General features: G+C 67.9%; 14 protein-coding genes. 5 read left to right on the top strand and 9 right to left on the bottom strand.

The window, feature by feature from the left end:
• Positions 1-59: 59 nt before the first annotated feature.
• The 4 genes from rlmH to GRB96_RS14380 form a co-directional block, all read right to left on the bottom strand.
• Positions 60-527, bottom strand: coding sequence for a 23S rRNA (pseudouridine(1915)-N(3))-methyltransferase RlmH (gene rlmH / locus GRB96_RS14395; RefSeq protein ID WP_161432765.1), 468 nt, complete (start codon positions 525-527; stop codon positions 60-62).
• The gene (gene rsfS / locus GRB96_RS14390) at positions 524-886 is read right to left on the bottom strand and encodes a ribosome silencing factor (RefSeq protein WP_161432764.1); all 363 of its coding nucleotides are present in this window, start codon (positions 884-886) and stop codon (positions 524-526) included. Before rsfS ends, rlmH begins: the two co-directional genes overlap by 4 nt.
• Before the next feature lie 85 nt (positions 887-971).
• On the bottom strand, positions 972-1,601 hold the full coding sequence (nadD, locus tag GRB96_RS14385) for a nicotinate-nucleotide adenylyltransferase (protein ID WP_161433149.1): 630 nt from the start codon (positions 1,599-1,601) through the stop codon (positions 972-974).
• A gap of 47 nt (positions 1,602-1,648) precedes the next feature.
• The gene (locus GRB96_RS14380; RefSeq protein WP_161432763.1) at positions 1,649-2,959 is read right to left on the bottom strand and encodes a glutamate-5-semialdehyde dehydrogenase; all 1,311 of its coding nucleotides are present in this window, start codon (positions 2,957-2,959) and stop codon (positions 1,649-1,651) included.
• A 101-nt stretch (positions 2,960-3,060) separates the two neighbouring features.
• Between GRB96_RS14380 and GRB96_RS14375 the strand changes: the two genes are divergently transcribed.
• Genes GRB96_RS14375 through GRB96_RS14365 form a run of 3 tightly spaced genes read left to right on the top strand, consistent with a single transcriptional unit; the run spans position 3,061 to position 6,289 of the window.
• Positions 3,061-3,939 (top strand): hypothetical protein, encoded by an 879-nt coding sequence (locus GRB96_RS14375; RefSeq protein WP_161432762.1) that lies wholly within the window; start codon positions 3,061-3,063, stop codon positions 3,937-3,939.
• On the top strand, positions 3,926-4,852 hold the full coding sequence (locus GRB96_RS14370; RefSeq protein WP_161432761.1) for a GGDEF domain-containing protein: 927 nt from the start codon (positions 3,926-3,928) through the stop codon (positions 4,850-4,852). The genes GRB96_RS14375 and GRB96_RS14370 overlap by 14 nt, the downstream gene beginning before the upstream one ends.
• 33 nt (positions 4,853-4,885) lie before the next feature.
• Positions 4,886-6,289 (top strand): bifunctional DedA family/phosphatase PAP2 family protein, encoded by a 1,404-nt coding sequence (locus GRB96_RS14365; RefSeq protein ID WP_161432760.1) that lies wholly within the window; start codon positions 4,886-4,888, stop codon positions 6,287-6,289.
• A 144-nt stretch (positions 6,290-6,433) separates the two neighbouring features.
• Here the strand turns inward: GRB96_RS14365 and GRB96_RS14360 are convergent, their stop codons facing one another.
• From GRB96_RS14360 to mpl, 3 genes are read right to left on the bottom strand one after another with little or no spacing between them, the layout of a single operon-like run.
• Entirely contained in the window at positions 6,434-7,057 is a 624-nt protein-coding gene (locus GRB96_RS14360; RefSeq protein ID WP_205743549.1) for a LysE family translocator, read from the bottom strand.
• Between the two features lie 58 nt (positions 7,058-7,115).
• Entirely contained in the window at positions 7,116-7,736 is a 621-nt protein-coding gene (locus GRB96_RS14355) for a flavin prenyltransferase UbiX (protein ID WP_161432759.1), read from the bottom strand.
• A complete protein-coding gene (gene mpl / locus GRB96_RS14350) occupies positions 7,729-9,120 on the bottom strand; it encodes a UDP-N-acetylmuramate:L-alanyl-gamma-D-glutamyl-meso-diaminopimelate ligase (protein WP_161432758.1) in 1,392 nt (463 codons plus the stop codon). The genes GRB96_RS14355 and mpl overlap by 8 nt, the downstream gene beginning before the upstream one ends.
• A 185-nt stretch (positions 9,121-9,305) precedes the next feature.
• Here mpl and GRB96_RS14345 point away from each other — a divergent pair, with 185 nt between their 5' ends.
• The gene (locus GRB96_RS14345) at positions 9,306-10,562 is read left to right on the top strand and encodes a 6-phosphofructokinase (RefSeq protein WP_161432757.1); all 1,257 of its coding nucleotides are present in this window, start codon (positions 9,306-9,308) and stop codon (positions 10,560-10,562) included.
• A 65-nt stretch (positions 10,563-10,627) separates the two neighbouring features.
• Here GRB96_RS14345 and GRB96_RS14340 read toward each other — a convergent pair whose 3' ends face one another.
• On the bottom strand, positions 10,628-12,361 hold the full coding sequence (locus tag GRB96_RS14340; RefSeq protein WP_161432756.1) for a protein kinase domain-containing protein: 1,734 nt from the start codon (positions 12,359-12,361) through the stop codon (positions 10,628-10,630).
• A gap of 256 nt (positions 12,362-12,617) precedes the next feature.
• Here GRB96_RS14340 and ppa point away from each other — a divergent pair, with 256 nt between their 5' ends.
• Positions 12,618-13,148 (top strand): inorganic diphosphatase, encoded by a 531-nt coding sequence (ppa, locus tag GRB96_RS14335; RefSeq protein ID WP_161432755.1) that lies wholly within the window; start codon positions 12,618-12,620, stop codon positions 13,146-13,148.
• Between the two features lie 133 nt (positions 13,149-13,281).
• Here the strand turns inward: ppa and GRB96_RS14330 are convergent, their stop codons facing one another.
• A complete protein-coding gene (locus GRB96_RS14330; protein ID WP_161432754.1) occupies positions 13,282-14,583 on the bottom strand; it encodes a DUF2333 family protein in 1,302 nt (433 codons plus the stop codon).
• Positions 14,584-14,692: the final 109 nt, after the last annotated feature.

The raw sequence follows: 14,692 nt of genomic DNA, 5'->3' as shown, positions 1-14,692 counted from the left end.
GTTCCCGGGGTTGGCGAGATCGCGGCGAGAGCGCGGCGAGAGAGCGGCGAGGCGTCGACTCAGCGGTGGTAGGGGTGGCCGACCATCAGCGTCCAGGCGCGATAGAGCTGTTCGGCAAGCAGTATTCGCACCAGCGGGTGGGGCAGCGTCAGTGGCGACAGCGACCAGCGCTGGTCGGCGGCGGCGGAGAGCTCCGGCGCCAGGCCGTCGGGGCCGCCGACCAGCAGCACCACATCACGGCCGGCCAGCCGCCAGCCCTCGGCCTGCTCGGCGAGCCGCTCGGTGCTCCAGGCCTTGCCACCCACTTCCAGGGCGACCACGTGCTCATCGCCGCGCAGCCTGGCGCGTATCCGCTCGGCCTCGCTGGCCATGGCCCGCGACAGGTCGGCATTCTTGCCACGCTGTCCCGGGGCGATCTCCTCCACCTGCAGGGCGAAGTCACGGGGCAGGCGCTTGCGGTACTCCTCGACGCCTTCGGTGACCCAGGCGGGCATGCGCGTGCCCACCGCCAGCAGGCGCACTTTCATGCGCCGGACAGCTCGTTTTCAGGCTCCAGGTCGCTGGGCAGATCGGCCCAGAGCCGCTCCAGGTCATAGAGCTGGCGGGTCTCGGGCAGCATCACATGGACCACTACGCTGCCCAGGTCGACCAGCACCCAGTCCGCACCGACCCCACCCTCGACGCCGCGTGGCTGCAGGCCTGCCTCCTTGGCACGCTCGACCACCCGCTCGGCCAGAGCGGCAACGTGACGGGTCGAAGTGCCGCTGGCGATGATCATCAGGTCGGTCACGCTGGTCAGCCGTGCGACGTCCAACTGGACGATATCCTTGGCCTTGAGTTCTTCCAGCGCGTCCACCGCCAGAGTCTTGAGAGCGTCGTTATGCATAGGATCTTCTGTCAGGCTGTCGTTGAATGGGCATTGTAACGCCTTGACCGCCATCTGACAGGGCCCATTCGGCCCTGAACGGTCTTCAGTCCTGACGATAGAGACCGTGGGCCAGAATATGCCGTTCCACTGCCTCGGGCAGCAGGTAGCGCACACTGCGGCCGGTGGACAGGCGCCGACGCAGCTCAGTCGCCGAGATCGCCATCCGCGAAGGCAGCCGCACGCGCAGCAGGCCTCCGGCGGGGCGCGCCATCAGCTCCTCGGCATCCTCGCACTCGCGCCCGGCAATCAGCTCGCGCAGCGCTACCGGCAGCGGTGCCTCGTAATCGGGGCGGTCTACCACCACCAGGTGGGCCAGCGCGAACAGCCGCTGAGGCTGGTGCCACTCGGCCAGGCGCAGGAAGGCATCATGACCCAGCGCCATCACCAGCCGCCCATCGGGCCCCAGTTCCTCGCGCAGGGAGGCCAGGGTATCGGCGCTGAACGAGGGGCCCTCGCGGGCAAGCTCACGTTCGTCGGCAACCAGCCCCGGGGTATCGCCGATCCCCAGGCGCAGCAGCGCCAGGCGCTCCTCCGGCGCCACCCGAGGCTCCCCGCGCAGCGGCGGGGCCTTGGCGGGAATCAGATGGACTCGGTCGAGGGCCAGTGCCTCGCGAAGCTCCACGGCGCTGCGCAGATGGCCCAGGTGCACCGGATCGAAGGTGCCGCCAAGCATGGCAATACGGGCCGGACCGCCGTCCTGCGCAGGCGGATACGGCTCGCTCACTGGCGAACCTGGCCGTCGCCCAGCACCACGTACTTGCGGGTGGTGAGACCCTCGAGCCCCACCGGGCCGCGGGCGTGCAGCTTGTCGGTGGAGATGCCGATCTCGGCGCCCAGTCCGTACTCGAAACCGTCGGCGAAACGGGTCGAGGCGTTGACCATCACCGAACTGGAGTCCACCTCGGCCATGAAGCGCCGGGCCAGGGTCCAGGACTCGGTGACGATGGCATCGGTGTGATGGGAACCGTAGCGCTCGATATGCGCCATGGCGGCCTCGATACCGTCGACCACGCGGATCGCCAGCACCGGGGCCAGGTACTCGGCGTGCCAGTCCTCCTCGCCGGCCGCCACCACATCCGGGAGGACTTCCCGGGTGCGCTCGCAGCCACGCAACTCGACGCCATGCTCGGCGTAGGCCGCGGCCAGCTTCGGCAGCAGCGACTCGGCCAGCGGCGCATCCACCAGCAAGGTCTCCATGGTGTTGCAGGTACCGTAGCGATGGGTCTTGGCATTCACCGCGATGGCCAGCGCCTTGTCGGGATCGGCGGTGGCGTCCAGGTACACGTGGCAGACACCATCGAGGTGCTTGATCACCGGGACCCGGGCCTCGCGGGAAATGCGCTCGATCAGCGACTTGCCGCCACGCGGGATGATCACGTCGACAAACTCGGGCATGGCGATCAGGCGGCCCACGGCGGCACGATCGGTAGTGGCCACCACCTGCACGGCCCCCTCGGGGAGTCCCGCGGCAGCCAGCCCCTGGCGGATGCAGGCGGCGATGGCGGCATTGGAGTCGCGCGCCTCGGAGCCGCCGCGCAGGATGGCGGCATTGCCTGACTTGAGGCACAGGCTGGCCGCCTCGAGGGTGACGTTGGGGCGCGACTCGTAGATGATGCCGATCACCCCCAGGGGCACACGCATCTGGCCGACCTGGATGCCGCTGGGCCGAGCGCGCAGGCCATCGACCTCGCCCACCGGATCGGGCAGGCCCGCCACCTGGGTGAGCCCCTCGATCATCGCGTCGATGCGGCCCTCATCCAGGGCCAGACGGTCGAGCAGGGCGGCGTCCAGGCCGCTCTCTCGCCCACACTCAAGGTCCCTGGCATTGGCCGCCAGCACCTCGCTCCGTGAGGCCTGAAGCGCCTCGGCCATGGCCAGCAGCGCGGCGTTCTTGGGCCCGGTGGGCGTGCGACGCAGGACCGCGGCGGCTTGCCGCGCCGCCTGCCCCAGGCCGGTCATGTAGGCTTCGATATCGCGGATCTCCTCGGCGCCTGCCGCGGCGGCGCCGTCGCGCTGGACTTGAGCTGTCATGCCAGAGGGTATCTCCTGTGGGCGTGGCCTGAACGTGCCGGAACGGCGCTATACTGGCGCCGAGTGGGCACATCGCGGAAAGGGAGTCATAGTAAGCCACCATGCAGAGCAAGTACAAAGTCAGCCTGTTGCGCCTCAACCTGCTGCTGGCGGCCCTGCTTCCGGCGCTGATGGTGCCGACCGCCCGCGATTTCTCCGAAGGCATGCTGCTCGGCCTGGCGGCGGCTTGGCTCGCCATCAGTGCCGGTCTGGTCGAGTTCAGCCATCGCCGCCCTCCCCTGGTGCCCTGGCAGTTGCTGCCCAGCCTGCTCCTCGGTGCCCTGCTGTGGACATCCGCCGAACACTATCCCTTCTGGCTATGGGGATGGGCCGCCCTGGTGATGCTGCCCCAGCCCGCCTGGATGGCCGCCCTCAACGTGCTGCTGGCCACCCTCTCCTGGGCTTGGGTGGCACGCCTGCTGCCCGTCGAACAGGCACTGGCCGCCGGCCTGGTGCTCGCCCTGCTGCTGGCACTCGGCCTCGCCCGGGCACGCCGGCTGATACCTCTGCATGGCCAGGCCAGGGGACGTGTCAGCCTGGAGCCGGGGCTGCGCCTTTGGCCTGGCGCCAGCCTGGCCCGTGACCTGGCCCGGGAACGCGGCCGCGCCGAGCGCGACGGGACCTATGCCGAACTGCTGCTGGTGCGCACCCGGCGGCGTCACCTCTGGCAGGTGGCCAGGCAACTGTGCGAGATGACCCGACGGTTCGAGCATTGCTATCGACTCGATGGCCGTACCCTGGCGGCCCTGCTGGTCTGTCGCGACGCCGCCCAGGCGGCCAGCAGGCGCGCGACTCTGCTGCAGCGCCTGGGCGAGGTGGAGCGCGTGAGGGCAGTGCCGCTGACAAGCACCCACTCGCTGACCGAGGAGTTCCGCGCCCTGGAGAAGCAGGCCACCACTCGTAGCGCGACGCAAGGAGCGACGCCCGATGCCGATACCTGATACCCCACGCCTGCTGGCAGGGCTTTATGCGCTGGGAGCCGTGCTGTTGCTCGGCCAGGCGCTATGGCACTACCTGGTCGGCGACTACACGCAGATCCTGCTGCCGGCCCTGCTCGCACCCCTGCTGCTGACCGCCGCGCTGATGCGCCTGGGTCAGCAGGAGACGGCACGCCTCTCGGCCTACCTGGTGCTGATCTGCGGCTACCTGATAGTCGCCACCACCCTGCCGGGAGAAGGCCATCTGGCACTGCTGTGGCTGGGACTCCCGGCAGTGCTGACCTTCCTCCTCCTGCCGCTTGGACCGGCCACGCTGCTCAACCTGACCCTGGCGCCGATCTGGCTGCTGCTGGCCGACGGCGGCCTGTCATTACCGCTGTCACTCGCCTACCTGACGCTGGTGTTCGCCGCCGGGCTCGCCCCCTGGGGAATACGCCACCAACGGGCCCTGCTGATGGCCACCGACCCCCGCGACGAGGAGTGCACCGCCCTGAGGTCGGCGCCACTGCTCGAACGACTGGAGAGCGAGGTGGAGCGTGCCGGGCTGCTGGACCAGCGACTCGCCGTGGTGGTGATGCACCTCCCACAGCTGGAGGTGGCCGATGAACAGTTCGGAACCCCCGCCCGACTGGCCCTGCTGGACGCCTTCTGCAGGACGGTGGCGGAGTACAGTCGAGACCACGACCTGCTGGGCCGCATCGGCGGAGCCGACTTCTGGCTGGTGCTTCCCGACACCACCGAGAGCGGGGCCCTGCTGGTGCGCCAGCGCATCGAGGAAGCGGCGGCCGGCGCCATGCTGAACGACACCGGGGGCCTGGAGGTACGCGGCGCCACCTGCGCCCACTCCCCCGGACAGACCATCATGGCACTCAAGCACCGCCTGGATGCCACCACACGACGCCTCGCCGATGGCTGAGCCCCTGCTCGCTCCGGCCCCGGGAGGCCTGTCATGAACCTTGCCCAGCTGCTCTACCAGCTCACTCCGTCGCCGGGGCTGCTGCTGCTGATCATCGCCGGTATCGCCATGCTGGAATCCCTGGCGCTGGTGGGCGTCCTGGTACCTGGCGTACTACTGATCACCGCTGCCGCCTCCATGGCCGGCCACCAGGAGCTGGCCCTGCCGGCGACCCTGTTCGCCGCCTTCCTGGGCGCAATCGTGGGCGACGGCGCCAGCTTCGTGCTCGGCTACACTCAGCGCGAGCGCGTTACACGGCGCTGGCCGCTATCTCGCCATCCGGAGTTCCTGGCCAGAGGGGCACGCTTCTTCCAGCGCTACGGCGTGCTGTCGGTGTTTCTGGGACGCTTCGTAGGGCCGGTTAGGCCCATGGTGCCGCTGATCGCCGGCATGCTGCGCATGTCGCCGCGCACCTTCACCTGGGCCAACCTCGCCTCCGCAGCGCTATGGGCCCCCGCCTATGTGCTGCCAGGCTACCTGCTGGGACGCACCTGGGAGCAGCTGCTCGAGGTGCCGCCGGCGCTCAAGAAGCCGCTGGCGGTGATGGTCGTGATGCTGCTGGTGCTGGCGGTGACCTTCTCCTGGCTGCGCCACCACGCCGGCAGGCGCGGACGTGTCTACCGCTTGACCGCCGGTCTGGCCCGGCGTCACCCCCTGCTGCGCACCCTGTGGCTGCGCCAGAGCGGCAGCGGCGAGGTCCCCCTGGCCAGCCTGATGCTGCTGATACTGGCCCTGGGCGGGGTATCGGGTTGGACCCTGCTGGTGATGCAGGATGACTTGCATGGCCCGTTACCCATGGATCTCCAGGCCAAGGCCCTTTTCGAAGGACTCGCCTTCCCCGCCCTGACTCTCGTCAGCGAGGGACTGGCACGCATCGGCGACCTGCTCGGCGTGGTGGCACTGAGCCTGCCCTGGGGCGTGTGGCTGGTGTGGCGGCGGCGCCTGGATGCCTTCTGGCACATCACCGGAGGGCTGGTAGGTATCGCCCTGCTCAACACCCTGGGCAAGGCACTGTTCACGCGGCCGCGGCCCGATGCCCCCAGCCACCTGGCGGACTCCTTCTCCTACCCGAGCGCCCACGCCTCCAGTGCGGTGGTCCTGTTCGGTCTGGCCGCCGCCTTCGCCGCCCGGGAGCTGGCCCCGGCCTGGCGTCACTGGGTCTACTGGGGCGCAATCCTGGCTTCCACCCTGATGGCGCTGTCGCGTCTGGTGATCGGCGTGCACTGGTTCAGCGACTTGATCGGTGGCGCCCTGCTGGGGCTGGTGGCCTGCGCCCTGGTACAGCTCTCCTGGCAGACGCGGGAACGGCCCCCTCTCGCTCCCTGCCCCTGGCCTTGGCTGGTCACTGCATCGCTTACCCTGGCAACCGCACGCATCGCCTGGCTGCCACCGGTATAAGCTGCAAGCTGCAAGCTGCAAGCTGCAAGCTGCAAGCTGCAAGCTGCAAGCTGCAAGCTGCAAGCTGCAAGGCAAGGATCCGGCTACTTATGCCAAATCCAAAGAGGATTTGCTTGTCACTCGCTCCTCGAGGCTTGTGGCTGCCTATCCCAGGGCCAGCCACAGGCCAACGCCCACCATCAGAGTGCCGGCGATGCGGTTGAGCAGGCGCACGCTTCCGCCTCGCGACAGCAGGCGGCGCAGGCGGCTGCCGCCGGTGGCGTAGAGCAGCAGGCAGATGAACTCGATGGTCAGGATCAGCGCCACCAACACGACGAGCTGGCCGGCCAGGGCCCGCTCGGCATCGAGGAAGGGGGGCAGCAGTGCCACGAAGAAGGCCCACCCCTTGGGATTGGCTACCGCGGTGACGAAGCCCTGGGTGGCCAGCTGCACGCGCCCGGCGGGCGCCACCGCAAGCCCCTCCTCGGGGATCGCCATGCGCCCCCGGGAGTGCCACATCATGATGCCCAGATAGGCCAGGTAGGCACCGCCCAGCCACTTGAACAGCGCGAAGAGCTCCGGCTGGCGGAGCATCAGGGCCGCCACCCCGGCGCCTGCCGCCGCAGCCACCAGTCCCACCCCGACCAGCTCCCCGGCCATCATCCACAGGCTGCGGCGAACATCCTGGGTCATGCCCAGCACCATGGCCAGGGTCATACACATTCCGGGGGTAAGGGAGACGAGGAAGAATGTCGGCACGAAGACCGAGAGCAGTGAGAGGTTCAGCATGCCAGTTCCTTGGTGTAGCGGCAGGAGTCCAGGGTGGCAGGGATGGGTGACGCTTCGCTTACGCGCCCTCGCCCCAGCGCGGCATCAGGCGGTGCTCGATGCCGAGCTGATTGAGGATTCGCGCCACGATAAAGTCGATCAGGTCGTCTATCGATGCGGGCTTGTGATAGAACCCCGGCGCAGCGGGCAGGATCACCGCCCCCAGGCGCGTCAGGTTGAGCATGTGCTCGAGGTGGATCGCCGAAAGTGGCGTTTCGCGGGGCACCAGAATCAAGCGACGCCGCTCCTTGAGGGCCACGTCGGCTGCACGCTCGATCAGGTTGTTGCTGGCTCCCGTCGCCACCGCCGAGAGGGTCCCGGTAGAACAAGGGCAAACCACCATGGCGGATGGCGCCCCGGAGCCGGAGGCCACCGGTGCCATCCACTCCTCACGGCCGAAGCAGCGGATCTGGCCTGGCCGGGCCCCACTGCGTTCCGTGAGAGCCGCGGCCAGTCGCTCGGGCCGGGCGGGCAGTTCGCCGTCGGTCTCTGTGGCGATCACCAGATGGGCCGCCTTGGAGATCATCACCCACACTTCATGGTCCGCCGCCACCAGCGCCTCGATCAGGCGCAGCCCGTACTGGGCACCGGAGGCACCGGTCAGCGCCACCGTGACCGGGGATGCAAAACCCTCAGCCATGGGCCACCTCCAATGCCACCAGCAGCTTCTCGTGGATGCCACCGAAGCCGCCATTGGACATCACCACGATACGGTCATAGGGCCTGGCCTCGGCGACCAGGGCCGCCACCAGGGCGTCCAGGTCCTGCTCCAGATGTGCCGGCACCGGGCTCGCCGCGATGATCGGCTCCAGCGGCCAGTCCAGTCCCTCGGGGCGATACCAGAAGGCGACATCGGCGGCAGCCACGCTTTCCGCCAGGCGCTCACGCAAAGTGCCCAGACGCATGGTATTGGAGCGTGGCTCGACCACTGCCAACAGCCGGCCCCGGGCAGTGGCGGCCCGTAGTCCCTGGAGGGTGGCGGCGATGGCCGTGGGGTGGTGGGCGAAGTCGTCGATCACCTGGATATTGGCCACCTCCCCGCGCAGCTCCTGGCGCCGCCGAGGCGACTCGAAACGCGCCAGGGCCGCGGCACCGCGGGCCGGATCCACTCCACAGGCGTGGGCGGCGGCCAGCGCCGCCAGGGCGTTGCGGGCGTTGTAGCGACCGGTCAGCGGCCAGTCGACCACCGCATCCTCGTTGACGCTTTCCTTGCCCTGGCCCTCCTGATGGATCACCCGGAAGCGTGAGGCGTCGTCGCGCTCCAGCTCGAACCTCCAGGGGCTCTCGGCGGCCTCGCCGAAGCGCACCACCGGAGTCCAGGCCCCCATGGCCAACACGCGCTCCAGCGCCGGTTCATCGTCGGCCACCAGCAGCAGCCCCTTGCCCGGCACGGTGCGCACCAGATGGTGGAACTGGCGCTCGATGGCGGCCAGGTCCTCGAAGATATCGGCGTGGTCGAACTCCAGGTTGCCCAGCACGGCGATCTCGGGGCGGTAATGAACGAACTTGGAGCGCTTGTCGAAGAAGGCGGTGTCGTACTCGTCGGCCTCCACCACGAAGGGCGCATCCGCAGCGCCGAGGCGTGCCGAAACGCCGAAGTTGCGCGGCACGCCGCCGATCAGGAAGCCCGGCGCCACTCCTGCCGACTCCAGCAGCCAGGCAACCAGACTCGCCGTGGTGGTCTTGCCGTGAGTGCCGGCCACGGCGATCACCCGCCGGCCCGGAAGTACGTGCTCGGCCAGCCACTGGGGGCCGGAGACGTAGGGGAGGCGCGCATCGAGCACCGCCTCCACCTCGGGATTGCCCCGCGACAATGCGTTGCCGATCACCACCAGGTCGGGGCGCGGCTCGAGATTGGTGGGTGAATATCCTTCACACAGGGCGATGCCGGCCTCCTCGAGCTGGGTACTCATGGGCGGATAGACGCCCGCATCCGAGCCGCTGACCGTATGGCCCAGCTCCCGGGCCAGCAGCGCCAGGCTGCCCATGAAGGTGCCGCAGATTCCGAGGATGTGAAGGTGCATGGGGCTCGCTCCAGCATGGGGTCGGTGGCCGCATCGGCGCGGCACGCAGAGGGGGGAGACTAGCATGGCCCCAACGAGCCCCTCCAGCTCGCCCGGGTGCAGCGGGAAGGGCTTTCGGCTAGAATCCTTCGACTTTCGCCCCATTCAACCCGAACAGCAGCGACGACCAGGAGCAGACAAGCCCCATGGCCCACAATGCCTTCTACGCCCAGTCCGGCGGCGTCACCGCCGTGATCAACGCCAGCGCCTGCGGCGTGATCGAGGCCTGCCGCCGCCACCCCGACCGTATCGGCAAGGTCTATGCCGGCCACAATGGCATCATCGGAGCCCTCACCGAGGAGCTGATCGATGTCAGCCAGGAATCGGACGAGGCGATCGCCGCCCTGCGCCATACCCCGGGGGGTGCCTTCGGCTCCTGCCGCTACAAGCTGAAGGACATCGAGAGCCACCGCGCCCAGTACGAGCGGCTGATCGAGGTGTTCCGTGCCCACGATATTCGCTACTTCTTCTACAACGGTGGCGGCGACAGCGCCGACACCTGCCTGAAGGTCTCCCAGCTCTCCGAGAAGCTCGGCTACCCGCTGACCGCCATCCACGTGCCCAAGACCGTGGACAACGACCTGCCGATCACCGACAACTCACCCGGCTTCGGCAGCGTGGCCAAGTACATCGCCACCTCTACCCTGGAGGCCTCGCTGGACATCGCCTCCATGTGCGCCACATCCACCAAGGTGTTCGTGCTCGAGGTAATGGGCCGCCATGCTGGCTGGATTGCCGCCTCCGGGGCACTCGCCGGCCAGGGCGAGGGCGAGCCGCCCCACCTGGTGATCTTCCCCGAAATCGCCTTCGACCGCGAGGCCGTCATGGCCCGCGTCGACGAGGCGGTGAAGAAGTACGGCTACTGCGTGATCGTGGTCTCCGAGGGTGCACGCTACGAGGATGGCACCTTCCTCGCCGACGCCGGCAACACCGATGCCTTCGGCCATCGCCAACTGGGCGGCGTGGCACCGACCCTGGCCGGCATGGTCAAGCAGGACCTGGGTTACAAGTACCACTGGGCAGTGGCCGACTACCTGCAGCGCGCCGCTCGTCACCTGGCCTCCAGGACCGACGTCGAACAGGCCTATGCGGTAGGCGCGAAGGCCGTGGAGCTGGCCATCGAGGGCAAGAACGCGATGATGCCGGCAATCAAGCGTATCTCCGACGCGCCCTACGCCTGGCGCATCGAGGCCGCTCCGCTGGCCGAGATCGCTAACCGCGAGAAGTTCATGCCTCGGGACTTCATCAGCGAGGATGGCTTCGGCATTACCGAAGCGTGCCGCACCTACCTCTCGCCGCTGATCCAGGGCGAGGACTTCCCCCCGTTCGACAACGGCCTGCCCCGCGTGGCGAAGCTGGCCAAGCACCGGGTCGAACGCAAGCTACCGGAGTTCAAGCTTTAAGCCACAAGGAATCAAGGAACAAGGGGCACATTACCTCCCTTGCTCCTTGATCCTGGCCGAAGGCCCTATCGCAGCAACCAGGAAAGCACCAGCAGCAACAGCAGGATCGCCGCGATGCCCTGCCAGAAGTGGCCGGAATCACGGAATCGGCGCGGGCTGAGGCGCGACGCCGTCGACTGGCGCGAGATTGCCAGTGGCTGGCGCAGCTCGCGCAGGAACTCCGACATGCGCCGGTAGCGCAGCGCTCGCTGGGGATCCAGCGCCCGGCGCAGCGCCTCGTCCAGTGCCTGGGGCACCTCGGGGTTGCGCTGTCGCGCGCTGCGATAGACAAGCTGCTCGAGGTCGGTATGGCTACGCAGGCGGTTGGGGGGCACTGCGTAGGGCAGCTCGCCGGTCAGCAGCCAGTAGACCGTTGAGGCATAGGAGTACTGGTCGCTGCGCCGACCGATCCCGTCATCCAGGGCGTATTCCGGTGCGCTGTGTTCGGTAAGACCTACCTGGCGCAGCAGCTCGCGAGCATCCGTGAGCCCTCCTCCGTCGCGCATCCGACAGGCACTGAAGTCGGTCAGCACGACCTGCCCATGGCTGTCGATCAGCACATTGCCGGGGTGGATCTGCTGATGCAGCAACTCGCGGTGGTGAAGGGCCTGCACCGCCTTGCCCAGTTGGTTGGCGATATCCAGGCGCTGGGCCAGGCTCGCCTGGGGGTGGCGCCGCGCCCAGTCGACCAGGGTCTCACCCTCGACATGGGCCATCAGGTAGTAGAGGTAGCGGCGTGGCCGTGACGGCTCCATGACGCGCACCACGAAGGGCGACTTGACCCGCTCCACCACCCACTGCTGAAGCAGAAAGTGCTCCAGGTAGATATTGCGGTGAGAGAGCTCGGGGCTCGGGGCCTTCATCACCATCTCGCGCTCGCTCTGAAGGTCACGCACCCGGTAGACCCGCGACTGGGCGGTGCGTGACAGCACGGCCAGCACCTCCAGCCCGTCGAGGCGATCCCCCGGGGAGAGCTCAGGCGGGATCGGCAGTTCGCCGTACACCTTGGCCGGATTGTCGGACTGGGCATCGGGCAGCTCATCGATGCGCACCAACTGGAAGCAGAACTGTTCCGCCCCGTAGCCGCGAGACTGCGCACGCTGTACCGCCGCCTCGGCCAGGCGATCACAGGCGGCATCGAGGTCGCTGGCATCCTGGCGAATCAGCTGCACGTATTCCGACGGCATCAGGGTGCCCAGCACCGCCTGGGTGGTAAACAGGAACAGATCCCCCTGCTTGGCCGGAAAGCGGGCATAATCGATGTCGATGCTGTTATCCATGCCCAGGGCCCGGGAGGGGTAGCGATAGCCCCCGAGGTCGGTGACGTGGTCGCGTGTCAGCTGCTCGAATTCCGCCCCACGCAGTCGAAACACCAGGGTGTCGCCCATATGGAAGAGGTGGCCCTCGGTACCGCGCAGCACCAGCGCCGACAGCGAAGTGACGTAACTGCCCTCTGCCACCTGGCGGCTCTGGCTGTAGGTCCAGGCATTGAGGGCGCGCAGCACCCGGGTCGCCGATGTCTTGACGTCCCAGTGGTCGGGGGTGGAGTAGTAGTCAGCGAGGAAGCTGCGCACGCTAAGGTCCCCGGCCTGCTTGGCCATGCTGTTGCGCAAGGTGGAATCGCTGATCAGCGCACAGGCCCCCTTGGCGTTGAGCTGGGGCGCCTCGGGCAGGCGGACGGACATGGAGCTGCGATGCCGCCGACGATCCGGCGCCACAAAGGCCTGGCCAAAACTCAATGACAGCTGCGCGGGAGTCACTCGCCCCTCCTTGCCCGTTGGTTGCCTGCCCGAAGCTCGGCTCCGTGGCGGCGCCTATCATACACGGGAGCGCGGCATGGCGGCGCCCCTCCGAAGGTGCCGCCCTGCTCCGCAGCGTCGACGGCATCGATGGTCGAATTGGTATTCGCTTCGACGGCCCCGTATAATTCGGCAAATTTTTTCATCCAGACGATTCGCCTAGAACTTCTGCCAACCGCCATTTCCAACCGCCATTTCCAACCCCAAGGAAGCGACGATGAACTTCGACAATATCCCCGCCGGCAAGGACCTCCCGAACGACGTCTACGTGGCGATCGAGATCCCGGCCAACCACACCCCGATCAAGTACGAGATCGACAAGGACATGGGGGCACTGCTGGTCGACCGTTTCATGGCCACCCCGATGTTCTATCCGGCCAACTACGGCTTCATCCCGCACACCCTGGCCGACGACGGTGATGCGCTGGACGCTCTGGTGGTCACCCCCTACCCGGTGCAGCCCGGCAGCGTCATCCGCGCCCGTCCGGTGGGCATCCTCAACATGACCGACGAGGCCGGCGAAGACGCCAAGCTGGTCTGCGTACCGCACCACAAGCTCTCCAGCCTCTACGATGATGTACAGGAAGTGACCGACCTGCCTGAGCTGCTGCGCCAGCAGATCGCCCACTTCTTCGAGAATTACAAGGATCTCGAGAAGGGCAAGTGGGTCAAGGTAGAGTCCTGGGAAGGTGTCGAGGCCGCCCGCAAGGCCATCGAAAAGGCGGTCTCCGCCTACGAGAAGGCCTGAACCCAGTTCCCACGGCGGTCTTCGGCCCCTGGAACTCGAGCCAGACGTAAAGCGGGCCGCCCCAAGGGGCGGCCCGCTTCATTTGTTGCCTGCCAAACCCGGCCAGCCGAACACTGGGCCGGTCGATGGGCGGCTATTCGCTGGCCTGGGGTGCGGGCTCTTCCTGACCCGCCTCGTCCTGACCTGCCTCCTCCTGCCCCGCCTCTTCCTGACCTGTCTCTTCCTGACCCGCCTCTTCCTGACCTGTCTCTTCCTGACCCGCCTCTTCCTGACCCGCCTCTTCCTGATTGGCCTCTTCCTCATTGGCCTCTGACTGCTCGGCCTCCTGCTGATCAGCTGCTTCCGGCGCGGCCTGGGCGTCACGCGTCACCTCAACCACCTCGGGCTCGCTGGCCGGCACCTGGGTCACGCCATCGCCGCCAGCCTCGAGGGCGGCACTCTCGGCAAGCACCGTAGTGATCTCCTCGACCAGGTCCCGGGCACGGCTGACGTGAAGCGCCATCACCAGCGTATGGTTGGCGAAGGGACCGAATCCGGAGCCGCTCATCACCACCGGACTCCACAGGCGTCGCTGGGTCATGGCCAATTCCGCCCGCAGGCGCTCCCAACGCTCAGTCACTCCGGCGCTCTCCAGGACATCGGCCTGGTCGCGCTGCACCCCCTCCAGCATCTGGACCAACGCCCAGCCGGTGCCACGCGCCTCGAAGAAGACATTGTCGACCCGATACCAGGGAGTGCCCTCGGGCAGTGCCTCGCTGTCGATGGCCAGCTCACGCAGCATCTGGTGCCCTCCGGCACCCGAAGCCAGGCGTAGAGAGAGTTCGTCGAGACGCACCCCGACATCGGCCAGCCAGCGGCGCAGCCCCGCCCCGGGGACGAAGCCCTCGGCCTGCATGCCGCCCAGCGCCGTCAGCTGGCTATCCAGAGCGGCCACCGCCGATACCAGATGTGACTCGGTGGCGGGCCGGTACCAGTCGAGGCCGTCTCCGGCCAGGCCGCGCACCACTTCCTCCAGAAGTTCGACCTCGTGTGGATGCATCGAGGGCAGGGCTCGCGCCAGATCCCTGGCCTGATCCAGCACCCCACGCTCCCAGCTCGGCATGTTGTCCAGCCACAGGCCCGGAGGCAGGCGGTCATTGCGCAGGTAGCCACCGGGCTTGTCATAGAGGGTCTCGACGATGGAGGCCAGGGTGGCCACGGTCACCGCACCTCGGGCGGCGGGCTCGCCACCGGCATCTCCACGCCGCTCCATCGGCACCTGCTCGACGCTATGCGGCGCCGGCGTGCGGCTCCACCAGATCCCGAGGGCCAGCGTCACCACCAGATAGATCACCAGCAGCGCCAGCAACGGCTTCCAGATCCAGCCGTACTCGGGGCGCTCCAGCGCTTCGATCCTCTCGCGACGCCTGGCGCCGCCCTTGCCCATCCAAGCCATGTGAAGGTTCCTTTCCTATACGAGACATGGGAGCGTGCGACAACGTGGCACACCTTTCGCCACGCCCCTCGATGAAGCCACGCCCTCTCCTGCGTTATCCTAGCACCCG

The organism is Halomonas alimentaria, from assembly GCF_009902005.1.
Lineage (GTDB): Bacteria > Pseudomonadota > Gammaproteobacteria > Pseudomonadales > Halomonadaceae > Halomonas > Halomonas alimentaria.
Note: the sequence above shows the minus strand (reverse complement) of the source record. Positions and strands in the feature narration are given on the sequence as shown.